Raw genomic sequence first — 23,028 nt, forward strand, 5'->3', positions numbered from 1 at the left:
GGATGCGCACATTGCGGTCGATTATCGCCCGATTTCCTGGTTCCGGTCGACGTAATTCCGGACGGTGACCTGCCTGCCGCAAATCTGTGCGGTTTCGTCGTTGGTCTCTCTCGGCAGGTAGCACCTGCGGCAGACCTCGCTCTTCAGGAAGCCCTGCGGTTCCTTGTGCAGAGCACGGACGGCGTTCATTTTTTCCCCGTGCCAGATCTGGTGCACGGTTTCGGTGTTCGCATTGCCGATAACCTCGCGGTTCTCCTCGTCGTTCGAGCACTTCATCACCAACCCGTCGGCACCGATCACCAAACGCTGGTACTGTTGCGGGCAGGTGAAGTTGTCGAGATAGGCGATGTCTGAATCGTTGCCGAGGTAATCGATCAGCGGATTGAAGGCGACGAGATCCACGTGGGGCGCGAAGGTGTCGTAATAGAGATCGGGATTTTCCCGGATCGCCGGCCAGATGCCTTGCACCTTGATGACAGGACGGTGGAGACCGCGCTCGTCCTTGTATTTCTTTATGTCTTTGATCTTGTCGAGCAGGGCCTGGAACTTGATCGGCTTGCGTATCTTCTCATAGGTCTCACCGGTGCCATCAATCGAAACGGTAATCCAGTCAATGCCGGCATCGACGAGCTCGGCGAAATAGTCTCTGTTGAGCTTGAAGCCGTGCGTGAGGGTCGAGACCTCTTTGATCCCATGATCCTTGGCATAGCGCACACAGTCCGCGAAGCGCTTGTGCAGCGTGGCTTCGCCGCGCAGCGAAAGACGGATCGCGGGAACCTTGCCGCCGATCTCATCGATGATGCGGCAATAGAGGTCCCAGTCCATCCGGGTCGTGTTGACGCTCTTTTTAAATTCGTCGCTGATGGTATAGCACATCGGGCAGCGCAGGTTGCAGATCGACGCCAGCTCGAGATCGACCAGCAGCGGGTAATCCGAAACCTGCTGGTTCAGGGCATATTCCGACCACTTGCGACGGTAATCCGCGTATTCGGCTTCCCAACCTTCGCCTCGGAACTTGTCGAACGCGGCTTCGCGCTCGTCCGTGTCCATCGAGTAGTTGCCCTTGTTGATCGGAACGTAACGCTCGTTCAATTTACGACTCCTTCATCATCACGCGGATGCCGGCGGGCAGATCCCATTCCGGCCGCCATCCGAGAACGGCGCGAGCCCGCGTAATATCGGCCCGCACGTCAGGTATTTCATTCCGCCGAACAGCGCAAGACGACACTACTGGTAGATCAGTGCCGGCCGCTTGCTGCAAGATATCGATGATTTCCTGCACCGAATATGACATTCCGGAGCCGATATTGATGCAGTGGTAACCTTCCGACACGTCCTGGGCCTTGGCAAAGGCGCTCAGGACATCGTCAACGAAGACATAATCCCGCCGCGGACTGAGGTCCATGACCTGTATGTCCTGCTTCGCCCGTATCCGGTTCAGAAGCGTCGGTATCAGGAACTCCGGTCGCTGCCCAGCCCCATATATATTGAAAAGACGCAATACCACCACCGGTATTTGCTCGTGTGTGGCAGCAAACTCACAGAGTTGTTCGGCAAGGTGTTTGGAAAGAGCGTAGGGGTTGTTCGGCCTGACCGAATCGCTTTCATGGATCGGCAGGCGCTCCGGCACTCCGTAAACATAGGCGCTTGCGAATACGAGCCTCGCCTTGTGTCGCTTGCACCAGTTCAACGCGTGCTGTGTACCAAGAACATTGGCGGCCATGAAACTCGGGCCTTGTGACCAGCTGTCCGGGACAAACGTCCTGCCGGCAAGATGAAACAGCGTGCCTGCTGCGGGAAGCTTCTGCCACATTCCCTCTTCGCTTATATCACCATGCGTTCGGTCAACCGCAAGCACGTCAACGCCGGCCTGTTTAAGCCGCTCAACCAGACGCTTCCCGAGAAAGCCGCCAGCACCGGTGACGATGGCATCAACCATTCAAGAACCTGGATTGCATGGTTTCGAACTGCTCGATCGCCAGTGCATAATCGTCGGGCCGTCCGATATCGAGCCAATAGCCTAGAAAATCTCGAACCGTCGCCGGTTTTCCGGCCGCAAGGAGATCGAGCATCAGCTGGTCAAAACCGTAGGCGCCGCTTTGTGGTATGTGCTCGACCGCCCCCGAAGACACCATGTAGACGCCCATGCTGACTTTATACTCAGCCGTCGGCTTCTCCCGGAACCCCGTCAGCAGCCCTGCCTCGTTGGTGTCCAGAACGCCGTAGTCTATGCGATGCTCCCGTGTCTTTGACGAGATGGTGAATATATTCTGCTCCCGGACGTGAGCGTCATGAAAATCGGCATAGTTCAGGTCCGTCAGGATGTCTCCGTTCATCACCAGAAAATTCTCAGGCAGATCCTTGATCAACCGTAGCGGACCCATGGTGCCGAGCGGCTGATCCTCCAGCGAATAATCGATGCGCACACCCCATTTGTCACCATCCTGGAAAAACGCCTTGATCAGTTCAGCCTGATGATTGACGGCAAGCGTTATATGCTGAAACCCGCCTGATATCAGCTGACGAATGATGACTTCGAGAATGGGATAATCGCCGATCGGCATCAGCGGCTTGGGAAGCACGACGGTATAGGGTCGCAGCCGCGTTCCCATTCCCCCTGCCAGAATGACTGCTCGCCTAGACATTGAAAAGATCCGCCTTATACCGCGCCAGATTCTCAGGCTGACGCAGCCATTCAATCGTCGCCTGGAGCCCGTCTTTCAAGCTGTAGCGAGGCGAAAATCCCGTCAAAGACTTGATCAGGCTGTTATCACTGCACAGTCGTTCCACTTCGCTGTTTGCCGGACGCAAACGCTGTTCGTCGCATTCAATCTCGATGTTGACGCCGATGATATCGGCGATCAGCCGAACGGTATCGCCGATCGATATCTCGCCGCCCGAGCCGATATTGACCGTCTGTCCGACGGCTTCGTCGCAGGCAGCCAGCGCCAGAAAGCCGTCGCATGTATCCTGTACAAAATTGAAATCCCGGGTGGGCGAGAGCGCACCAAGCTTCAGCGTCCTTCGTCCACTCAGAAGCTGCGAAATCACGGTCGGAATAACCGCCCTTGCAGATTGTCTCGGGCCGTAGGTGTTGAACGGCCGTGCGATCGTCACCGGCAGATCGAAGCTCGAATGATAACTGTAGGCGATCGCATCGGCGCCGATTTTGGACGCCGAATAGGGCGACTGCGCCTGCAGGGGATGGCTTTCGCTGATGGGCACAAAACGTGCCGTCCCATAGACTTCGCTCGTCGAGGTCTGGATCACTCTTCCGACACCGGCGTCGAGAGCGCCTTGAAGAACGTTCAGCGTCCCATGCACATTGGTATCGATGTAGCTCGAGGGAGCCTGATAGGAATAGGGGATCGCAATCAGAGCGGCAAGATGGAAGATCGTGTCGACACCTCTGGCGACGGAGCGCATCTGGGCGGGATCACGGACGTCTCCGAGGATCACCTCGAACTTGCCGCGATATTCCGATTGGTCGAGCCAACCCCAGCTGGAAAACGAATTATACTGGCAGAGGGCGCGAACTTCGACACCCGATCTGATCAGCGTCTCGACGAGGTGAGAACCAATGAACCCATCTGCCCCGGTGACAAGCGCTTTCTTCATTTCAAAACACCCTCAGAATCGCGCAGGAAGAGCTTCTCGACCTCCCAAGGCAGCTGTATCGCTGAAATCGACGGCTTCCGTTGTTGGCCCAGCATCTGGATAATTCCGACATTATCCTCCACGTCAAATCGGATGCCCTCGGCGACAGAATATATCGAGAACCGGCTCGATATGCCCAGTCGCAGGTAGAAGGTGCCGGTATTGAGAAGATATCCGGGAAATTTGACCCGGGCGCGATAATAACCGGCTGGCCGGGCGTCCAGGCGACTGACGTCGAGCTCGGGATCGGAAAGGCTGACGAGGGGAGTATAGCCGTCCTCCATCATGATCTGCATCCCGATCGAGAGACCGGAAAGAGGCTCCCTCAATTCGTATTCGACCTCGACTGAGAATCCCCTCGAAAGTTCCACCGTTCCCGAAACCTCGTCCTTCTCGTTCAGTACCGCGACACGGCATATGACTGCCTTTCCGTCGACGTCTTCGGGATTGACCGAGTAGTTTGCGGTGCCGCCGAATTCCGGGCGATCGAGATAGGCTTTGATCACATCTGCGGTATCGCCCATCGCAGCGACTTTGCCGTCGGCCATCAGGATCGATTTGGGGCAGATGCTGCTGATCGCAGTCATATTATGGCTGACGAAGATAATCGTTCGACCAGCCTTCGTGACTTCCTGCATGCGCCCCATGCATTTATTCTGGAAGTTGACGTCGCCGACAGCCAATACCTCATCAATTAGAAGAATTTCCGGCTCTAGATGGGCCGCAACGGAGAAAGCCAGGCGCACGTACATTCCGGACGAATATCGCTTCACCGGGGTGTCAATGAATTCGCCGATTTCAGCAAACTCGACGATCTGATCGAACTTGGATCTGACCTCGGTACGGCTCATGCCAAGGATGGCGCCGTTGAGATAGACGTTCTCTCGACCGCTGAGCTCCGGATGAAATCCGGTGCCAACCTCAAGAAGGCTCGCAATTCTGCCCCGTATTCCTATGAAGCCGGAGTTGGGCATGGTGATACGCGACATCACCTTCAACAGCGTGGATTTTCCAGCACCGTTCCTGCCGATAATCCCAACGATCTCGCCGTGTCCGACCTCAAATGAGACATCATCAAGCGCATGAAAGATGTCTCCCTTCAGCCGCGACTGCCTGCCGCGGTCGGAGGCATAATCCGATACCGAAACATTCGGATCCGGACGGTTGCGCCACTTCGCCCACCAGCTCTGAAGGTCGCGATAGAGAGTGCCGTGATTGATCACGCCAAGACGATAGAGCTTGCTGACGTGCTCCGCTCGTATAACGATGTCGTTCATCAGACTGTGTCCATCGCGTTAGCTTCCGCCCGCGAAAAAAGTGCCAGCCCGCATAGGGTGATTGCGATCGTCACCGCGAGATTGGCGAGACAAAGACCGACGGGCAACGCGGGAGCGTCGAATAGCGCCCAGCGGAAAGTTTGAACCGGCGTCGTCATGGGATTGAGGTAATAGAACCAATGATACCGTTCCGGGATCTGGCTGAAGGGGTACACGATCGGCGTACCATACATCCAGAGTTGCGTCATGAATCCGACGGCATAAACAAGATCGCGGAAACGAACCGTCAGCGCCGAAACGACAAGCCCGGCACCGATGCCGAGCACGGCGATATAGAGCAGCACCAGCGGCGTCAGCAACAGGAACCAATAGTTCAGAGCCAGATCGGGATTGGCAATTTTCAAGCCAATGCAAACCGTCAACAAGAGCAGGAACTGGATCGCAAAGGCGACTAGGCCGCTCATCGCAACGGATAGCGGCACCACAAGTCTCGGAAAATAAACCTTCCCGAACAGATTGGCATTCTTCGAGAAAACGTCGGAGTTATTGGCCAGACAAACAGAAAAATAGCTCCAGATGATCGTGCCCGACATGTAAAACAGGAAGGGCGGAAGGCCATCCGTGGAAAGATTGGCGATTTTTCCGAACACGACATAATAGGTCATGGCCGTCAGCGACGGTTGGATGACGTACCAGACAGGCCCGAGAATGGTCTGTTTGTAAAATGTCGTGAAATCCCGCTTGAAAAACATCCAGACGAGATCGCGATATTGCCAGACAAGGCCGAGATCCGGCGTATTGCCCTTCGAAGGCTTGATAACGATATCCCAATCGTCATCCGCACGTGCCGAGGCCGGTCCTTTCAGGTGCTCTGTCATGCCGCCAACTTCAGCTTTTCCGGGAGCGCAGCAAGAAGGCTGCAGACACGCTCGATCTCATCCTTTCTATGCCCGGCCGAAATAGGCAGGCTCAGCTCGGTGGCATGCAGCTCATCGGCAATGGGATAATCGCCGGAAAGAATGCCTTGCATTGCCTTCTGCCTATGCGGCGCGATCGGATAGTGTATCTCGGTCTTGACCCCGTTATCGAGCAGCCACTGACGCAATTCGTCACGGGCCGGGTGACGTATCCCGAAGATATGAAACACGTCATACTCGGCAGGGCGACGAAGCGGCTGCGCCAGCCATTCGGGCAGATTGGCAAAATAGCTATCGGCCAGTGCCCGCTTATGTTCAGTCACCTGATCGAGGTGACGGAGTTTGACCCGCAGGAATCCAGCCTGCATCTCATCAAGCCTGGAATTTACACCGATATAGACGTTCTCATATTTTTTCTTCGAGCCGTAATTGCGCATGTGTCTGAGGCGATCTGCAAATTCGTCATCATCCGTGACGATCGCGCCCGCATCTCCGAGAGCTCCAAGATTCTTGGTCGGATAGAAGCTGAAGCAGCCGGCGATTCCAAAGGTGCCGGTCAGCTTGCCGTCATAGCGCGCGCCATGAGACTGCGCGCAATCTTCGATCACCTTGAGACCATGTTCGCTCGCAAACGCGGCGATCTCGGTCATCCGGCAGGCTTTGCCGAAAAGATGCGTCACGCAGATTGCCTGCGTGTTGCGTGTGAGCGCAGCGGGAAGGCGCGCCGGATCTATATTGAAGGTTTCGCGTTCGGGCTCCACCAGAACGGGTTTGTGGCCGGCGCGAAGAATTGCCAGAATAGTGGCTATATAGGTATTGGAGGCAACCATGATCTCGCTGCCTTTCGGCAGATCGAGCGCTTCAATCGACAGGATCAGCGCATCCAGACCATTGGCCACGCTGATGCAATGTTTGCTTTCCGCAAAGGCGGCGAATTCGACCTCGAACGAGGAGACCTCGTTGCCAAGTATGTACCACCCGGAACGAATGACACGGGAAGCAACCGCTTCCAACTCTTCCATCAGCGCGCGGTTGGCCTGCGCAAGACTTTCATACTCAATCATCTCAGAGCCGCTCATAGGGGGTGTCGATGTAGTCGTCCTTATCATATCCGCGAGAGGCAAAAACGAGCAGGATCGAACCGGAACCGAACGTCATTTCGTGCCAGTCCCTTGGCTCTACCAACAGGCACTGGTCCGGTGACGACAAGGTGATCTCTTCCCGGGCTTTTCCATCGTCCATCAAAACCATCACGCTTCCCGAAAGCGCGACCAACGCCTGCCGAGTCTGGTGATGACGATGGCCGCCGCGTGTATATCCGTCGGCTCCATAGATCCAGAAGCTCCGGACGACCGGAAATGGCAGTATTCCGTCCATGACGGTCAGCGCGCCTCGTCCGTCGGACATCGTCTTTAACGTAAGCAGGGTAAAAGCAGACAAGATTGGTTTCCAGTTTTGCCGGTTCAGCCGGTTGGGAAATGCGGAGCTGGTTCCCTCACCAGGCTGATGAGGTATCGACCGTAAGAGCTCTTTTCAAGTGGAGCTGCCAGCCTTAGCAACTGCTCGGCATCTATGTATTCCAAATGAAAGGCGATTTCTTCGGGGCAGGCTATCTTCAGCCCCTGGCGCCGCTCGATGGTGGCAATGAACTGACTGGCTTCAAGGAGTGAATCATGCGTGCCCGTATCAAGCCAGGCATGCCCCCTTCCCAGGACGGCAACATTCAGCCTGCCGGCCGACAAATAATGCCGATTGATATCGGTAATTTCGGTTTCACCGCGCGGCGAGGGTTTCAAGCCGGCAGCAATGTCGACCACGTCATTGTCGTAGAAATATAAACCCGTCACCGCATAAGATGAGCGGGGTCTGGACGGCTTTTCCTCCAGGGTGAGGACTTTGCCCTGACCGTCAAATTCCACTACCCCATACCGGTCGGGATCGTGGACTTTATACGCGAAGATCGTCGCTTCGTCCGATTTCTCGGAAGCCGCGGATAAATCATGCGTCAGGAGGTTGCCGTAAAAAATATTGTCTCCAAGCACGAGGGCGGTTGCCTCTCGCCCGATGAATTCCCTGCCGATCGAGAATGCCTGCGGAATGCCTTCCGGCGCGGCCTGCACGGCATATTGAAGATTCAATCCCCATTGGGCGCCGTCACCCAGCAACTGTTCAAAACGCGGCGTGTCCTGCGGCGTAGAGATAATCAGGATATCCCGGATACCTGCAAGCATCAGCGTTGATAGGGGATAGTAGATCATCGGTTTGTCAAAAACCGGAAGAAGTTGCTTCGAAATAGCGAGGGTCGCGGGATGGAGCCGGGTGCCCGAGCCACCGGCGAGCAAGATGCCCTTGCGCAGCTTTTTCTTCGAAGACAAGAGACCTCCTGCAACCTGGTAAATCCGCATCCACGAGCCTGTCGTGATGACGATCGCTGTTCGACACTGCTCACTACAGATAGATTGATCTGCATGCAATGCACTTACCGAGACGGGAAGTGGCCCAATCGCGCATCAATCCGGCTTTGATCGAGGATAATGTGCGGTACCGGATTGCGACGCCGCCTTTCCGTCTGCTACGGGTTGCCTAGATTTCGCCTCTTATAATGTGAGCAAGACACCCGTCAAAATGGCTGCAGACATCGCCGATCTACCCCCCCGGATAAGCCTCATCACTGTTTGCTGGAACGTCGAGCAGACCATTGCCGATACGTTGCGGTCCATCGACGCTCAAACCTACCGCAATTTCGAGCACATCATCGTCGACGGTGGCTCAAGCGATTCCACGCTCGCCATCATCGCTTCAGCGCCGGCGCAAAATCGCCGCGTACTTTCGGGACCCGACGGAGGTATCTATGAGGCCATGAACAAGGGGATTGGCCTTGCGAGCGGCGACATCATTGGGTTCTTGAATGCGGACGACACTTTCGAGAGCAGCGACTGCCTCGAAACCGTGGCAGCCGCGCTGGACGATGAAGCCTATGACGGCTGCTATGGCGATCTCATCTATGTTTCCAACCAGCATACCGATCGCACACTCCGTTATTGGAAATCCTGTCCGTTTGAACCCGGTTCTTTTGGACGCGGCTGGTGTCCGCCGCATCCGACATTCTATGTTCGACGTCACATCTATGACCGGCTTGGAACGTTCGATCTGCGCTATCGGCTGGCAGCCGACGTCGAGCTGATGATGCGATATCTGGAAGTCGCGCGCATCAAAACCATTTATATCCCGCGCGTGTTGGTCAGGATGCGCTTGGGGGGCGCCACAAACAAAAACGTCCAAAACATATCGCGTCAGAACAAGGAAGTGCTGCGTGCCCTTGCTGACCACGGCCTAAGGGTCTCGACTCCAATGTTCTGGGCATCGAAGCTAGTGAACCGCCTCGGCCAGTTCCTCACACGAAATCGATAGCAGGGCTTATCACGTCCAATTTCAGGCCGGGCCAATCGCGGTCAGACCGTAACCCTCCCCCGCACCCCCTCCGCAATCGCCGTCATCCGATCCGCCGCCGCATGTCCGATCAGCATGAAGGCGTGCGTTTCGTTCGACCAGTAGACGACATTCATGCCCTTGCGGTTTTCGAGGTCCGGCGCCTTGGGGCCTGCATCTGATCTGACGATGCAGAGTGCCATCGGGCCGGTTTCCGGGTCGAGATAGGCGATCTGGGCGAGCGGTTTGCCGTCATATTGCAGCAGCAAAGCGCGTTTGAAGTCGATGCCCGGAAGCGAGACGGCTTCGGGAGACAGCGACAGGCCGAGCTTTTCGTCGAGGGATCCGAGTTGGGCGGTCTGGACGTCTCTGGCGGGAACGGCGCCGGCCAACGTTTCCGGCGTATAGAGGGAGATATAGTCGGCGACCACGGCGCGCCATTCGCTGTTTTCGTCCCTTGCCGAAAAGCCTTTGCCGATGCCGATGAAAGCGCGGTCGATGGCGATGCCGGCAATCAGCGAGGCGGCAAGCGCGCCGAGGAAGTGGCGACGGGTGGCGAATGTAGGTGCAGAGATTGATTTTGTGCTCTTACGCGCCAGGATGGCCGCGAGCATCGTCTGCAGTTTCTGGCGCGGGGCTTCGGCGAGCAGCGGGGCAAAGGCCTGCTCGAAGGGCAGGCTGGCGCGCGCCAGGAATTCCAGCCGCTCGGCGACGCTCTCGTCTTCATTCACCATGGTCTCGATGCGCGCGGCCTCTTCGGCCGTCAATTCGCCGTCGATGAAGGCGGTCAGCTCCTCGTCTGAGGGAATGATTTGCTTCGTGTTCATTGCCGTCCCCCTTCCAGGCCATCGCCGGAGAGCTTGGCGCGGGCAGCCGCCAGCCGGCTCATCACGGTTCCGATCGGAACATCCAATATGCTTGCCACCTCGCGATAGGAAAGCCCTTCGACATAGGCGAGGAAAACCACCGTCCTCTGTGCTTCGGGCAGGGCATTGACCCGTTTCAGCACCTGACCGGCCATCACCTGCGTTTCGGTGGCATGTGCGCCGTCGAAGGTCAGCGTCTCCCGGGCATCGACGAAACCCTGGCCCTGGCGCACCCTGCGGGAACGGATCTCGTTCAGCCAGATCGAATGGAGGATCGAAAACAGCCAGCGGTCGAGACGGGTGCCGGGGACGAACTGATCGGCGCGTTCCAGCGCGCGAACACAGGTCGCCTGCACCAGGTCGTCGGCGACATCACGCTGATGCGAGAGAACAAGACCATAACGCCAGAGCCTTGCCAGATTTTCCGTCAGGCCGCTCCTGATATCCGCTTCGCTGGCGATGGCCGCCTCCGCCGATCCTGCATTTTTTGGAACCGCCGGACGAACCGGCGATTCCATTCTCGCGCGACTATAGGCAGGAAATGAGGTAGGCGCGACAGACATTCTCACATGCCTTTCTCTGTTCCGTTTCCCGCCGGTGCCTGCCAATCAGATCTTCGACGGGTCGATGATGGCGGCGTTCAGATCCTGATATTCCTCACAAGCGGTGCCGCAGATCGCCTTGATGGTGCTCAACTGATCCTTGGCGAGGTCGAGCTGACCCTTGATGACATAAGCTTCGCCGAGATATTCGCGGACCTTGGCGTATTGCGGGTCCATCTTCACCGACTTGAGGTAGTAGGAGATGCCCTCGTCGGTGCGGCCGAGCTTGCGGGTGGCATAACCGCGATAGTTCAGCACCTCGGCCGTGTTCTGGTCCTTGACCGTGTCGAGCATGGCAAGCGCCTCCTCATAGCGGCCAGTCTTGGCCAGCGAATAGGCGTAGTCGGTGCGGTTCTCGTCCGAGACGTTGGCGCTCTGCTGCTTGACGCATTTCTTGGTCTTCTGGTCGTAGATCTCACCCTTCTTGCAGGTTGGCATCGTGCTGCTGTCATTGCCGGCTGCAAAGACCGGGCCGGAGAAAACGGAAGCGGCAAGGCAGCCGCCGAGAATGAGGGAAGCAGTACGGACTGTCATGATCGTCATGGGAAAACTCCTCGAAAGTGACGTTGCGAGGAGAAAACACCGCTGCCCCGAGCTTTATTCGGCAGCCTCTCTATTTTCTCCATCACGGCTTCGTGAAGCCACCGAGGCCGAATAATTCGTCGAAACCGCGTGTTCTCAGCGTTACGCCGGGAACGACAAGGAGAATTTAGTGACCGATACCGTAAAACTCGTCAGCCTCGCCGTCGCCGCACCCGAACATGTCATTTTCCAGAAAGAGGCGGTCGAAGCCTCCGGCCGGCTGTTTGCCGACCGTTTCGAGGATTTTCGCCATCTTGCCCGCGTCTTCGACAGCGCCGGTATTCAGAAGCGCCATGCGGCACGTCCGCTTGCCTGGTTCGACGAACCGCATGGCTGGCAGGATCGGATGGAGGCCTATGCGGAGGTGGCGGGCGGGCTCTTCGTTGAGGCCGCCAGCTCGGCACTGCATCGGGCCGGGCTGACGGCCAGGGATGTCGACTGTGTGGTTACGGTCTCCTCCACCGGTTTTACGACGCCGAGCCTCGACGCGCAGATGGCCCGCCGGATGGGCTTCAGGGCCGATATCGAGCGCGTGCCGGTCTTCGGGCTCGGCTGTGCTGCCGGCGTGTCGGGCTTTGCGATCGCCTCGCGGCAGGCGCGGAGCCGGCCGGGCGCCGTCGTGCTGTTCGTCTCGATCGAGCTTTGCACGCTTGCCTTCCGGCTGGACGAACTGACCCGGCCGAACATCATCGCGACAGCGCTGTTCGGCGACGGCGCTGCCGCCTGCGTGCTGCGGTCGGGCGGAGGCGGGATGGCGGAAGTGGAATCGACCGGCGAACACCTCTTCCCCGATACGCTCGACATCATGGGCTGGAAGATCGACGACGGTGGCTTCGGCATCGTGCTGGCGCAATCGCTGCCACCCTTTGCCGAGCGCGAGCTTGGTCCGGCGGTGAGCGCCATTCTGGCGCGAAACGGGCTGAAACCGGCAGATATCGACCGCTTCATATGCCATCCCGGCGGAACGAAAGTGCTGGCAGCGATGGAGAGCGCGCTTTCGCTGGCGCCCGGCTCGCTCGATCACGAGCGTGCGGTGCTTGCCGACTACGGCAACATGTCGTCGCCGACCATCCTGTTCGTGCTGGAACGGGCGATCCGTGCCGGGTTGCCGGCGCGCGCGGCGATGATTGCCATGGGCCCAGGCTTTTCGGCCAGCTGCGTGACGCTCAGGAGGACGGCATGATGTGGCCGTCGATCGCGCTGCTTACCTTCGTGACGCTGCAGCGGCTGGCGGAGCTCGCGCTCGCCCGGCGCAACACCGCCGCCCTGCTCGCCAAGGGCGCCAGAGAGGTCGCGGCGGAGCACTATCCCGTCATGGTGGCGCTGCATACAGCCTGGATTATCGGGCTCTGGCTGCTTGCTTCAGGCAGGCCGGTCGAGCCCTTCTGGTTTGCCGTGTTCCTGGCGCTGCAGGCGCTGCGGCTCTGGGTGCTGGCAACGCTGAAGGGCCGCTGGACGACGCGCATTATCGTCCTGCCCGGCGCGCCGCTCATAACATCGGGACCCTATCGCTTCTTTCAGCATCCGAACTACGCGATCGTCGTCGGCGAGATCGCCGCCCTTCCGCTGGCCTTCGGACTGCCGTTTTACGCGATCGGCTTTTCGCTTCTCAACGCCCTTGTCCTCTATATCCGCGTGAAGGCTGAAAATGCCGCACTGAAAAGCGCAATGATTTTGAAATGAATGCGATTTTTCGTTTGCGCGGCGGTATCCGCACGGGCATTTTCACCCGATAAACAAAGCGGAATGCAGGGGAAATGACGAAGAACGCAATCGTGCTCGGCGCCGGCATCGTCGGGGTGTCGGCGGCCATCCATCTTCAGCGGCGCGGCCGGCAGGTGACGCTGATCGACCGCAAGGATCCGGGCAGCGAGACCTCCTTCGGCAATGCCGGCCTGATCCAGCGCGAAGGCGTCATGCCTTACGGCTTTCCCCAGCAGCTCGGGCTTCTGCTGCGTTATGCACTGAATAACCGCACCGACGCGCATTATCACCTGCGCACGCTGCCGAGCCAGGTCGGCTTTCTCGCCCGCTACTGGTGGAATTCCAATGCGCGGCGCCACGCGGTCATCACCCGGGCCTATGCGCCGCTGATCGAAAATTCAATTGCCGAACATAAGGATCTGGTCGAGGCGGCGCAGGCCGAAGCGCTGATCCGCAAGGACGGCTGGATGAAGATCTTCCGGACTGAGGCCAAGCGTGACCAGGCCCTGGCGGAGGCCGCACTTTGGCAGAATGAATTCGGGGTGGAATATGACAGCCTGACCTCGGCCGATATCGCCCGCATGGAACCGGATATAACAGGCGATTTCGCCGGCGGCATCCACTGGCGCGACCCCTGGTCGGTGCTCGACCCGCATGCGCTGACATCGGCCTATCGCCGCTATTTCGAAAGCCTCGGCGGCCGGTTCGTCAAAGGCGACGCCGCCTCGCTCGGCCAGTTCGGCTCCGGCTGGAAGATCATGACTGCGGAAGGCCCCCTCGAAGCCGACGATGCAGTTCTGGCGCTTGGTCCCTGGGCGGCGGTTGCGACGCGCCGGCTCGGCTATTCCTTGCCGCTCGGCGTCAAACGCGGCTATCACATGCATTATGCCACCAAGGGCAATGCCGTTCTCAACAACTGGATGCTCGATGCCGAACGCGGCTATCTCATGGCGCCGATGCGCCGCGGCATCCGTCTGACGACGGGCGCGGAGTTCGCAACGCTCGATGCGCCAAAGACGCCGGTCCAGCTCGACCGGGCCGAGGCCGTGGCCCGCACGATTTTCCCGCTCGGAGAGAGGCTTGATCCCGAACCCTGGATGGGTGCCCGCCCCTGCACGCCGGATATGATGCCGATCATCGGCAAGGCGCCGCGCCATCAGGGACTGTGGTTCGCCTTCGGCCATGCCCATCACGGGCTGACGCTCGGACCGGTGACCGGCCGCGTGCTTGCCGAACTCATTACCGGCGAGGCGCCGTTCATTGATATTGCCGCCTATTCGCCGCAGCGCTTCAAGCCGTGATACCGAGGGCTGCAAGACCTTCGAGGGCCGTGGCCGAGATGCCGTCGATCGTGTCGTCGATATCGACGGTGACGACGCCATGCTCGCCGGTCGGCGCTTCAAGCGTCGCCAGCTGGCTTTCGAGCAGCGACACCGGCATGAAATGGCCCTTGCGCTCGCCCATCCGTTTCGTCAGCAATTGCCTGGAGCCTTCGAGGTAGACGAAAAAAAGATTGTCGCCGGCAGCAGCTCGCAGCCTGTCGCGATAGATGCGTTTCAGCGCCGAGCAGGAGACGATGATGCCCTCGCCTTTCTCAAGCGAGGCCTTCATGTCTTCGCCGATGCGGTCGAGCCAGGGCATCCGGTCCTCATCGGTCAGCGGAATGCCCTTCGACATCTTCTCGACATTGGCGGCGGGATGCAGCGCATCGCCTTCGACGAAGGCCAGGTGCAAGGCTCCCGCGAGCTTTTCGCCGACGGAGGATTTGCCGCAGCCGCTGACCCCCATGACGATGATTGCATGGGGCCCGCTCGTCTGCTCACCCGGCATGTTTCCTCCTAAAACTTGACTTTCCCACTCAATCGAGCGGGAAGTGACAGGCATATTGTTGTGCACCCTCGCCGCTTAGTTCAGGCGAGACCTGGCGGCAATAATCCTGCGCCTTCCAGCAGCGTGGATTGAAATGGCAGCCCGACGGAGGTTTCAGCGGCGAAGGCAGTTCGCCCTGCAGGCGGATGCGGTTCTTGGCGCGGTCGGGGTCGGCGATCGGTGTCGCCGATAGCAAGGCTGCCGTATAGGGATGGCGCGGCCTGGCGAAGACCTCGGCGGCGGGACCGGTTTCCACCGGCCGGCCGAGATACATCACCATCACCTCGTCGGCGATGTGATGGACGACGGAGAGGCCATGCGAGATAAAGAGATAGGCAAGTCCCATCTCCTTCTGCAGATCCATCAGCAGGTTCAGCACCTGCGCCTGGATCGAGAGGTCAAGCGCCGATACCGGTTCGTCGAGCACCAGCACCTTCGGCCGTAGCATCAAAGCGCGGGCAATGGCGATGCGTTGGCGCTGGCCGCCGGAGAACATATGGGGATAGCGGCCGTGATGCTCGGGACGCAAGCCGACGCGGGCCATCATCTCCTCCACCTTGCGGCGGCGCGCGGCGGCGTTGAGATCGGTGTTGATCTTCAGCGGCTCTTCGAGGATCGAGCCAACCTTCTGGCGCGGATTGAGCGAGCCGTAAGGATTCTGGAAGACGATTTGAACCTGGCTGCGCAGGCTGCGGTCGCCGACATGGGCGGGCTTGCCGTCAATCAGCAATTCGCCCGACGTCGGGTTCTCGATCATGGTGACCAGGCGAGCGAGCGTCGACTTGCCACAGCCGGATTCGCCGACGACGGCTAGCGTCTTGCCGGAATGGAGGCTGAAGCTGACGCCGTTCAGCGCCCTGACGGTGGCATCGGCTTTGAAGAGCCCGCGATTGACGGTGTAGAAGCGGGCGAGATCCCTGCCCTCGAGAACAGCGCCCGTCATACGAGATCTCCTGCAGTTTCAACGGCCATGATGCCGGGATGCCCGAGCGGCTTGCCGTCCTTCAAAGGATAATTGCACAGCGCCAGCCCAAGCTCCGGCCCCTGACGGACGACACCGCGGTCACATTCGACCGTGGCGTAGCCGCAGCGCGGCGCGAAAAGACAGCCGGTCGGGCGGCCGTGCTGACCGGGAACGACACCGGCGATCGAGGGAAGACGCTGGCCGACTTCTGCGCGTTCCGGCAGGGCGGCGAGCAGGGCTGCGGTATACGGATGATGCGGATCGCGGAACAGCGCCTTGACCGGCTGTTCCTCGACCTTCTGGCCGGCATATTGCACCTGCACACGCTCGGCGGTTTCGGCAACGACACCCATGTCGTGGGTGATCAGCACCAGCGCCATGCCCTGCTCTTTCTGCAGACGCACGAGCAGATCGAGGATCTGCGCCTGGATCGTCACGTCGAGCGCGGTTGTCGGCTCGTCGGCGATCAGAAGCTTCGGATTGCAGGCGAGTGCCATGGCGATCATGACGCGCTGGCTCATGCCGCCCGACATCTGATGCGGGAAGTTCGACAGCCGGTCTTCCGGCGCCGGAATTCCGACCAGGTTCAGGAGTTCGATCGAGCGTTCGCGGCGCTCCTTGCGGTTGAGGCCCATGTGAACGCGCAGGGTCTCGCCAAGCTGGAATCCGACCGTGAAGCACGGATTGAGGCTCGACATCGGCTCCTGGAAGATCATCGCCATGTCCTTGCCGACGATCCTGCGGCGCTGGCGGCCGGAAATACCGCGCAGATCCTGGCCGTCGAACTGCATGCGGTCGGCGGTAATCTTCGCCGTCCAGGGCAGAAGCCCCATCAGCGCCAGCATGGCGACAGATTTGCCCGAGCCGGATTCACCAACGACCGACAGGATCTCGCCCTTGTCGCAGGCAAGCGATACGCGGTCGACGGCGCGGAAGAGACCGGACGACGTCTGGAATTCGACGGTCAGATTTTCAATCTCGAGGAGCGGCATCACGACCTCTTCAGCTTGGGGTCAAGCGCATCGCGCAGGCCGTCACCCATCAGATTGATGGCGAGAACGGTGATGAGGATGGCAAGACCCGGGAATGTTACCACCCACCAGGCGCGCGAGATGAACTCGCGGGATTCGGCCAGCATCGTGCCCCATTCGGGTGTCGGCGGCTGGGCGCCCATGCCGAGAAAGCCGAGGGCGGCGGCATCAAGGATCGCCGCCGAGAAGGCGAGCGTCGCCTGGACGATCAGCGGCCCGAGACAGTTCGGCAGGATGGTCTTGAACATCAATCGGAAGGTGCCGGCACCGGCAACACGCGAGGCGATCACATATTCCTTCTCGCGCTCCGATATGACCGAGGCGCGCGTCAGCCGCACGAAATGCGGCTGGTTGACCAGCGAAATCGCGATCATCGCATTGGTAAGTCCAGGCCCCAGCACGGCGACCAGCACGAGAGCAAGCAGCAGCGACGGGAAGGCCAGGATGATATCCATCAGGCGCATGATCGCCGTATCGACCTTGCCGCGGAAATATCCGGCGACGAGGCCGATCAGCACGCCTGAAATGACCGAAAGCGTGACGACGACGACGCCGATGAAGAGCGAGAAGCGCGCGCCGTAGATCAGTCGCGACAAAATATCGCGGCCGACGGCATCCGTTCCGAGCGGGAAGGAGATGCTGCCGCCCTCCATCCAGGATGGCACGGCCAGCAGCACCTGACGGTTCTGCTCATTCGGCTCATGTGGTGCAAACAGCGGCGCGAGGACGGCGACGACCAGGATGATGGTAAAAACCACGAGGCCGATGACGGCGCCCTTATTGCGGGAGAAATAGTGCCAGAATTCCGCGAGAGCGGATGGCTGGCCGGTTTTAACGGTGACGGTGCTCATGAACCGCTCCTAATGACGAATGCGCGGATTGATGAAGCCGTAGAGGACATCAACAATCAGATTGACCATCATGATAACGCCGGCGATCAAAAGAAGGCCGCCTTGGACCACGGCGTAATCGCGCTTGAAGACGGAATCGACCATCCATTTGCCGATGCCCGGCCAGGAGAAGATCGTTTCGGTGAGGATGGCGCCAGCAAGGAGAACGCCGATCTGCAGACCGATGGTGGTGATGACCGGGATCATCGCATTGCGCAGCGCGTGCACGCCGACGACGCGCAGCGGCTTCAGTCCCTTCGAACGCGCGGTGCGGACATAGTCCTCACCCAGAACCTCGAGCATCGCCGAGCGCGTCTGGCGGGCGATGACGGCAAGCGGAATGGTCGCCAGCACGATGGTCGGCAGAATGAGGTAGCTGACGGCGGAGGAAAACGCCCCTTTCTGGCCTGACAGCAGGCTGTCGACAAGCATGAAGCCGGTGACCGGCTTGAAGAAATACATCAGCGAAATGCGGCCGGAAACGGGCGTCCAGCCGAGATAGCCGGAGAAGAAGATGATGAGCAGCAGACCCCACCAGAAAATCGGCATGGAATAGCCGATCAGGGCAACACCCATCACACTCTGATCGAACCACGTGCCTCGCTTCACGGCGGCAAAGATACCGGCGGGCACGCCAAGACAGACGGCGAGGATGATGGCGCAGAGCGAAAGTTCCAGCGTCGCCGGAAACAGCGTCAGGAATTCACCGAGAACGGGCCGCTTGGTGACGATCGAGGTGCCGAGATCGCCATGCAGCAGTTTTCCGAGATAATCGAAATACTGCACATACACAGGCCGGTCGAAGCCGAGATCATGCATGATCTGGGCATGACGCTCCGGCGCCATGACGCGCTCACCCGACAGAAGCATGACGGGGTCGCCGGGAAGCATGCGGATGAAGGAGAAGGCAATGAGGGAAACGCCGAGGAATGTCGGGATCAGCACCGCAAGGCGGCCGATGAAAAAACGCAACATGGCAGATGTCCAATAGTTTCCGGCGGTCAGGAGATCCTGACCGCCGGCTGCGCCCAGCTCTGCCGGGCATTCTTACATTATTCTGGTTATTCGGAAACGTCGACGCCGTCGAAGCGGTGAATGCCGAGCGGATCCATGAAGAAGCCGGAGACCTTCTTGCTCATCGGAACGAAGACGAGCGAGTGATCGAGGGTCGCCCAGGGAGCTTCCTTCTTGAAGATCAGCTGCGCCTGCTCATAGGCCTTGGTGCGCTCGCCGACATCGGCGGTCAGCTTGGCCTTGGTCATCAGGTCGTCGTATTCCTTGTTGCACCACTGAGCGCGGTTGTTGCCGCCGACGGCGTCGCAGCCAAGCAGCGTATCCATGAAGTTATCCGGGTCGCCGTTGTCGCCGGTCCAGCCGAGGATGACGGCGCCGTCGCGCTTCACGTCGGAGGAGAGTTTCAGATATTCGGCCCATTCATGGGTGACGATCTCGACCTTGACGCCGGCCTTGGCGAAATCAGCCTGCATCAGTTCAGCGGCACGGCGCGCATTCAGCATGTAGGGACGCGAAACCGGCATCGCCCAGATCTTCATGCTGAGATCCTTGACGCCGGCATCGGCAAGAGCCTTCTTGGCAGCGTCCGGATCATACTTGTCGTCCTGAACAGCGTCGTTATAGGACCACATCGTCGGCGGGATCGGGTTCTTGGCAACGGCCGCGGCACCCTGGAAGACGGCATCGATGATCGCCTGCTTGTTGATCGCCATGTTCAGCGCGCGGCGAACTTCCGGCTTGTCGAACGGGGCCATCTGCGTGTTGTAGGCGAGGAAGCCGACATTGAGACCGGCCTGTTCCATCACCGTCAGTTTGTCATCCTTCTTCAGTTCGGGAACGTCGGCTGCATTCGGATAGGGGATCAGCTGGCATTCGCCGGCCTTCAGCTTCTGGGCGCGGACAGCCGCGTCGGAGGTGATGGCGAAAACCAGATCGTCGATCTTTTCCTTGCCCTTAAAATAGGTTTCGTTGGCCTTGTAGCGGATGACGGCATCCGGCTGGTAGGCGACGAAGGTGAACGGACCCGTGCCGAGCGGCTGCTGGTTGAGCTGCGCCATCTTGCCGTCGGCTGCGAGCTTGTCGGCATATTCTTTGGAAACGATCGAGGCGAAGTCCATGGCAAGATCGGCGAGGAACGGCGCCTCGGGATGGTTGAGCGTGAACTTGACGGTGAGGTCATCGACCTTCTCGACGGACTTGATCAGATCCGGGAAGCCCATGCCGGCTGCGTATTCGTAGGAACCGCCTTCGACATACTTGTTCCACGGATTGTCGGATTTCAGCTGGCGCTCGAAGGAGAACACGACGTCGTCGGCGTTGAAATCGCGGGTCGGCGTGAAGAAGTCGGTGGTCTGGTACTTGACGCCGGGATGAAGCTTGAAGGTGTATTGCGTGCCGTCGGCCGAAACGCTCCAGCTGTCAGCCAGGCCGGGCTCGATCTCTGTACCGCCATGCTTGAATTCGACGAGGCGGCTATAGACCGTGCGCGACGACGCGTCGAAGGTCGTGCCTGCCGTATAGAGGCTCGGGTCGAAGCCTTCCGGCGAGCCCTCGGAGCAATAAACAAGGGTCTTGGACCAGGCCGACGTCGCCATGACCGAAATCAGGGCCGTCGCTGCCAGCATGACAGAGATCTTTTTCATAATATTGTTTCCCGGTTGTTCTTTTTTGATGTCTGGAGACCGCAGATTGGCATCCCGGTCGACGGTCGATGGAACGACATTTATCTACTGAAAGCAACGGGCTACGGAGAAAATTTTTCCAGTTGGACAATTTTAGAAATTTTCCGTCTAAAATCAGCCTCATTCGGAAATATTCGGATAAAAATGTCCCAAATTTCGTCGTATTTTGGATAATTGCGCCTCTTAAGCGTGTCGCGATCGATCGGATTCGCTCGCCACGCGAGGGATGTTTATCTCTTGCGAGCCGGTGCGACGCACCAAATGAAAAACCGCGATTGCCGGGGCAACCGCGGTTTCACAACTCTGTCCTGCTCTTTAAATTCAGGCGGCGGGTGCAATGATCGCAGGTTTGCGATATGGCCGCTCGCCGGTAATTCCGAGCAGGAAATTGATCTGCGGACGCGCCTTGACGAGGTCATCGATGGAATATTCCGAAAGCACGGCGAAGAAGGCATTGAGCGCCTTGCGCAGCGCCGAATTCAGGCCGCAGCTGTCGACCAGCGGGCATTCGACAACACCGTCATCCTCGAAGCATTCGGCCATGGCGAAACTGTCTTCCGTCACCCGAACGACGTCGAAGAGCGTAATGTCGGCCGCCGGCTTGCCCAGGCGCACGCCGCCATTGCGACCGCGCACGGTTTCGACCAGGCCCGCCTTGTTCAGCGGCTGGAGGATCTTGAAAAGAAACAGTTCGGAAACGCCGTAAGCCCTGGCGATTTCTGGAATCCGGCTTAGGTGCCCGTCATTGGCAGCACAATACATCAACATGCGAACCGCATAGTTGGTCTGCTTCGTCAACCGCATGCCGATCTCCTGACTCGTGCCTGTTGGGACCTATATAGGCGGTTTGGTAGTTTTGAACAATTCCAAAATATGAAATTTGCATTCAGCTTATGAGGCCATTTGCCGCGACGTCGAATCCTGCTCCGGATTGGGGTGCCAACTTTCAATCCCAACAGATCGAACAAAACGGGGGCCAAAAAGGCCCCCGAATTGCAGATCGATCTATCGGTAAGGTCACTTCATCGTCGGCATGACGAATTCGGCGCCGCTCTTGATGCCGGAGGGCCAGCGGGCGGTGACGGTCTTGGTCTTTGTCCAGAACTTGATCGAATCCGTGCCGTGCTGGTTGAGGTCGCCGAAGCTCGAGGCCTTCCAGCCGCCGAAGGAGTGATAGGCGAGCGGAACCGGGATCGGAACGTTGATACCGATCATGCCGATATTGATGCGCGAGGCGAAATCGCGGGCGGCATCGCCGTCACGGGTGTAGATCGCGACGCCGTTGCCGTATTCGTGCTTCATCGGCAGCGACAGCGCCTCCTCGTAGTTCTGGGCGCGAACGACGGAGAGAACCGGTCCAAAAATCTCGGTCTTGTAAATGTCCATCTCGGGCGTGACGTGATCGAATAGGCAGCCGCCGACGAAATAGCCGTCTTCATAACCCTGGAGCTTGAAATCGCGGCCGTCGACGAGGAGCTTTGCGCCTTCCTCGACGCCGCGGTCGATAAGGCCGCGAACACGGTTATAAGCGTCCTTGGTGACGAGCGGGCCCAAGTCGGCCTGGTCGTCGGTGTAGGGGCCGATGCGCAGCGATTCGATCTTCGGGATCAGCTTTTCGACGAGGCGGTTGGCGGTGTCCTCGCCGACCGGAACGGCAACCGAGATCGCCATGCAGCGCTCGCCGGCCGAGCCGTAGCCTGCGCCCATCAGCGCGTTGACCGCCTGATCCATATCGGCGTCCGGCATGATGATCATGTGGTTCTTGGCGCCGCCGAAGCACTGGGCGCGCTTGCCGTTCATCGCCGCAGTGCCGTAGACGTAGCGGGCAATCGGCGTCGAGCCGACGAAGGAGACGGCGCCGATATCCGGATCGCTGAGGATCGCATCGACGGCACCCTTGTCGCCATTGACGACATTGAGGATGCCGGCCGGCAGGCCGGCCTCGATCATCAGTTCGGCAAGACGGATCGGCAGGGAAGGATCACGCTCGGAGGGCTTCAGGATGAAGGCGTTGCCGCAGGCAATCGCCGGCGCAAACATCCACATCGGGATCATGCCGGGGAAATTGAAGGGGGTGATGCCGGCGCCGATGCCGACCGGCTGGCGGATCGAATACATGTCGATCGCCGGCCCGGCACCCTCGGTGAACTCACCCTTGGAGAGATGCGGAATGCCGCAGACGAATTCGCAGACTTCGAGGCCGCGGATGACGTCGCCCTTGGCATCCTCGATCGTTTTGCCGTGCTCCCTGGAGAGCATTTCGGCAAGCTCGTCCATGTGTTTGTTCAGGAGTTCGACGAACTTGAAGAAGACGCGGGCGCGGCGCTGCGGATTGGTGGCGGCCCATTTCGGCTGCGCAGCCTTGGCGTTTTCGACGGCGGCGCGCAATTCCTCGGCGCTTGCGAGTGCGACCGTCGCCTGCACTTCGCCCGTTGCCGGATTGTAGACATTGCTGACGCGGCCGCTGGTGCCGGCAACCTGCTTGCCGCCGATGAAATGACCGATCTCATGCATGGGATGTTCCTCCTGTTTTTGGATGACCCA

24 protein-coding genes are annotated in these 23,028 nt (G+C 59.2%); 4 read left to right on the forward strand and 20 right to left on the reverse strand.

What is annotated here, in order from left to right; translation table 11 throughout:
- Positions 1-21: 21 nt before the first annotated feature.
- Genes HJB82_RS13715 through rfbA form a run of 9 tightly spaced genes read right to left on the reverse strand, consistent with a single transcriptional unit; the run spans position 22 to position 8,226 of the window.
- Entirely contained in the window at positions 22-1,092 is a 1,071-nt protein-coding gene (locus HJB82_RS13715; protein WP_003588387.1) for a radical SAM/SPASM domain-containing protein, read from the reverse strand.
- Position 1,093: 1 nt separating this feature from the next.
- Positions 1,094-1,939: an NAD(P)-dependent oxidoreductase gene (locus HJB82_RS13720; RefSeq protein WP_221116051.1), complete on the reverse strand. Its 846-nt coding sequence runs from the start codon at positions 1,937-1,939 to the stop codon at positions 1,094-1,096.
- Positions 1,932-2,645 (reverse strand): sugar phosphate nucleotidyltransferase, encoded by a 714-nt coding sequence (locus HJB82_RS13725; RefSeq protein ID WP_221116052.1) that lies wholly within the window; start codon positions 2,643-2,645, stop codon positions 1,932-1,934. Before HJB82_RS13725 ends, HJB82_RS13720 begins: the two co-directional genes overlap by 8 nt.
- Positions 2,638-3,618 (reverse strand): NAD-dependent 4,6-dehydratase LegB, encoded by a 981-nt coding sequence (locus tag HJB82_RS13730; protein WP_221116053.1) that lies wholly within the window; start codon positions 3,616-3,618, stop codon positions 2,638-2,640. Before HJB82_RS13730 ends, HJB82_RS13725 begins: the two co-directional genes overlap by 8 nt.
- Complete coding sequence (locus HJB82_RS13735; protein ID WP_221116054.1) at positions 3,615-4,934, reverse strand: ABC transporter ATP-binding protein; 1,320 nt, start codon at positions 4,932-4,934, stop codon at positions 3,615-3,617. Before HJB82_RS13735 ends, HJB82_RS13730 begins: the two co-directional genes overlap by 4 nt.
- A complete protein-coding gene (locus HJB82_RS13740) occupies positions 4,934-5,812 on the reverse strand; it encodes an ABC transporter permease (protein ID WP_221116055.1) in 879 nt (292 codons plus the stop codon). Before HJB82_RS13740 ends, HJB82_RS13735 begins: the two co-directional genes overlap by 1 nt.
- Positions 5,809-6,915, reverse strand: a complete 1,107-nt coding sequence (locus HJB82_RS13745) for a DegT/DnrJ/EryC1/StrS aminotransferase family protein (protein WP_221116056.1) — start codon at positions 6,913-6,915, stop codon at positions 5,809-5,811. The genes HJB82_RS13740 and HJB82_RS13745 overlap by 4 nt, the downstream gene beginning before the upstream one ends.
- A 1-nt stretch (position 6,916) precedes the next feature.
- On the reverse strand, positions 6,917-7,291 hold the full coding sequence (locus tag HJB82_RS13750) for an FdtA/QdtA family cupin domain-containing protein (RefSeq protein WP_221140242.1): 375 nt from the start codon (positions 7,289-7,291) through the stop codon (positions 6,917-6,919).
- A 23-nt stretch (positions 7,292-7,314) separates the two neighbouring features.
- Positions 7,315-8,226: a glucose-1-phosphate thymidylyltransferase RfbA gene (rfbA, locus tag HJB82_RS13755; RefSeq protein WP_207583016.1), complete on the reverse strand. Its 912-nt coding sequence runs from the start codon at positions 8,224-8,226 to the stop codon at positions 7,315-7,317.
- 250 nt (positions 8,227-8,476) lie between these two features.
- Here rfbA and HJB82_RS13760 point away from each other — a divergent pair, with 250 nt between their 5' ends.
- The gene (locus HJB82_RS13760; protein WP_221140244.1) at positions 8,477-9,262 is read left to right on the forward strand and encodes a glycosyltransferase family 2 protein; all 786 of its coding nucleotides are present in this window, start codon (positions 8,477-8,479) and stop codon (positions 9,260-9,262) included.
- Positions 9,263-9,303: 41 nt separating this feature from the next.
- Here HJB82_RS13760 and HJB82_RS13765 read toward each other — a convergent pair whose 3' ends face one another.
- Genes HJB82_RS13765 through HJB82_RS13775 form a run of 3 tightly spaced genes read right to left on the reverse strand, consistent with a single transcriptional unit; the run spans position 9,304 to position 11,291 of the window.
- Positions 9,304-10,107: an anti-sigma factor gene (locus HJB82_RS13765; RefSeq protein ID WP_221140246.1), complete on the reverse strand. Its 804-nt coding sequence runs from the start codon at positions 10,105-10,107 to the stop codon at positions 9,304-9,306.
- Positions 10,104-10,709 carry an RNA polymerase sigma factor gene (locus HJB82_RS13770; RefSeq protein ID WP_221140248.1) on the reverse strand — a complete coding sequence of 202 codons (606 nt, stop codon included), beginning with the start codon at positions 10,707-10,709 and terminating at the stop codon, positions 10,104-10,106. Before HJB82_RS13770 ends, HJB82_RS13765 begins: the two co-directional genes overlap by 4 nt.
- A gap of 45 nt (positions 10,710-10,754) precedes the next feature.
- Entirely contained in the window at positions 10,755-11,291 is a 537-nt protein-coding gene (locus HJB82_RS13775) for a tetratricopeptide repeat protein (RefSeq protein WP_207583012.1), read from the reverse strand.
- A gap of 169 nt (positions 11,292-11,460) precedes the next feature.
- Between HJB82_RS13775 and HJB82_RS13780 the strand changes: the two genes are divergently transcribed.
- The 3 genes from HJB82_RS13780 to HJB82_RS13790 all read left to right on the forward strand — a co-directional run bounded on the left by HJB82_RS13780 (position 11,461) and on the right by HJB82_RS13790 (position 14,335).
- Entirely contained in the window at positions 11,461-12,513 is a 1,053-nt protein-coding gene (locus HJB82_RS13780; protein ID WP_207583011.1) for a type III polyketide synthase, read from the forward strand.
- A complete protein-coding gene (locus HJB82_RS13785; protein WP_221140249.1) occupies positions 12,510-13,013 on the forward strand; it encodes an isoprenylcysteine carboxyl methyltransferase family protein in 504 nt (167 codons plus the stop codon). Before HJB82_RS13780 ends, HJB82_RS13785 begins: the two co-directional genes overlap by 4 nt.
- Before the next feature lie 74 nt (positions 13,014-13,087).
- Positions 13,088-14,335, forward strand: coding sequence for an FAD-binding oxidoreductase (locus HJB82_RS13790; protein WP_207583009.1), 1,248 nt, complete (start codon positions 13,088-13,090; stop codon positions 14,333-14,335).
- On the opposite strand, the gene HJB82_RS13795 is transcribed toward HJB82_RS13790, so the two are convergent.
- The 8 genes from HJB82_RS13795 to HJB82_RS13830 all read right to left on the reverse strand — a co-directional run bounded on the left by HJB82_RS13795 (position 14,325) and on the right by HJB82_RS13830 (position 22,998).
- Entirely contained in the window at positions 14,325-14,864 is a 540-nt protein-coding gene (locus HJB82_RS13795; RefSeq protein ID WP_221140251.1) for a gluconokinase, read from the reverse strand. The two genes, HJB82_RS13790 and HJB82_RS13795, sit on opposite strands and share 11 nt — an antisense overlap.
- Positions 14,865-14,892: 28 nt before the next feature.
- Positions 14,893-15,846, reverse strand: coding sequence for a peptide ABC transporter ATP-binding protein (locus tag HJB82_RS13800; RefSeq protein ID WP_207583007.1), 954 nt, complete (start codon positions 15,844-15,846; stop codon positions 14,893-14,895).
- Positions 15,843-16,859 carry an ABC transporter ATP-binding protein gene (locus HJB82_RS13805; RefSeq protein ID WP_207583006.1) on the reverse strand — a complete coding sequence of 339 codons (1,017 nt, stop codon included), beginning with the start codon at positions 16,857-16,859 and terminating at the stop codon, positions 15,843-15,845. The genes HJB82_RS13800 and HJB82_RS13805 overlap by 4 nt, the downstream gene beginning before the upstream one ends.
- The gene (locus tag HJB82_RS13810; protein WP_221140253.1) at positions 16,859-17,749 is read right to left on the reverse strand and encodes an ABC transporter permease subunit; all 891 of its coding nucleotides are present in this window, start codon (positions 17,747-17,749) and stop codon (positions 16,859-16,861) included. The genes HJB82_RS13805 and HJB82_RS13810 overlap by 1 nt, the downstream gene beginning before the upstream one ends.
- Positions 17,750-17,758: 9 nt before the next feature.
- Positions 17,759-18,763, reverse strand: coding sequence for an ABC transporter permease subunit (locus HJB82_RS13815; RefSeq protein ID WP_207583004.1), 1,005 nt, complete (start codon positions 18,761-18,763; stop codon positions 17,759-17,761).
- Positions 18,764-18,849: 86 nt separating this feature from the next.
- Entirely contained in the window at positions 18,850-20,445 is a 1,596-nt protein-coding gene (locus HJB82_RS13820) for an ABC transporter substrate-binding protein (protein WP_221131241.1), read from the reverse strand.
- Between the two features lie 360 nt (positions 20,446-20,805).
- Positions 20,806-21,288 carry an iron-responsive transcriptional regulator RirA gene (gene rirA / locus HJB82_RS13825; RefSeq protein ID WP_207583002.1) on the reverse strand — a complete coding sequence of 161 codons (483 nt, stop codon included), beginning with the start codon at positions 21,286-21,288 and terminating at the stop codon, positions 20,806-20,808.
- A 213-nt stretch (positions 21,289-21,501) separates the two neighbouring features.
- Positions 21,502-22,998: a CoA-acylating methylmalonate-semialdehyde dehydrogenase gene (locus HJB82_RS13830; protein WP_221140255.1), complete on the reverse strand. Its 1,497-nt coding sequence runs from the start codon at positions 22,996-22,998 to the stop codon at positions 21,502-21,504.
- Between the last annotated feature and the right edge of the window lie 30 nt (positions 22,999-23,028).

This window comes from Rhizobium sp. NZLR10 (assembly GCF_019685125.1).
GTDB lineage: Bacteria > Pseudomonadota > Alphaproteobacteria > Rhizobiales > Rhizobiaceae > Rhizobium.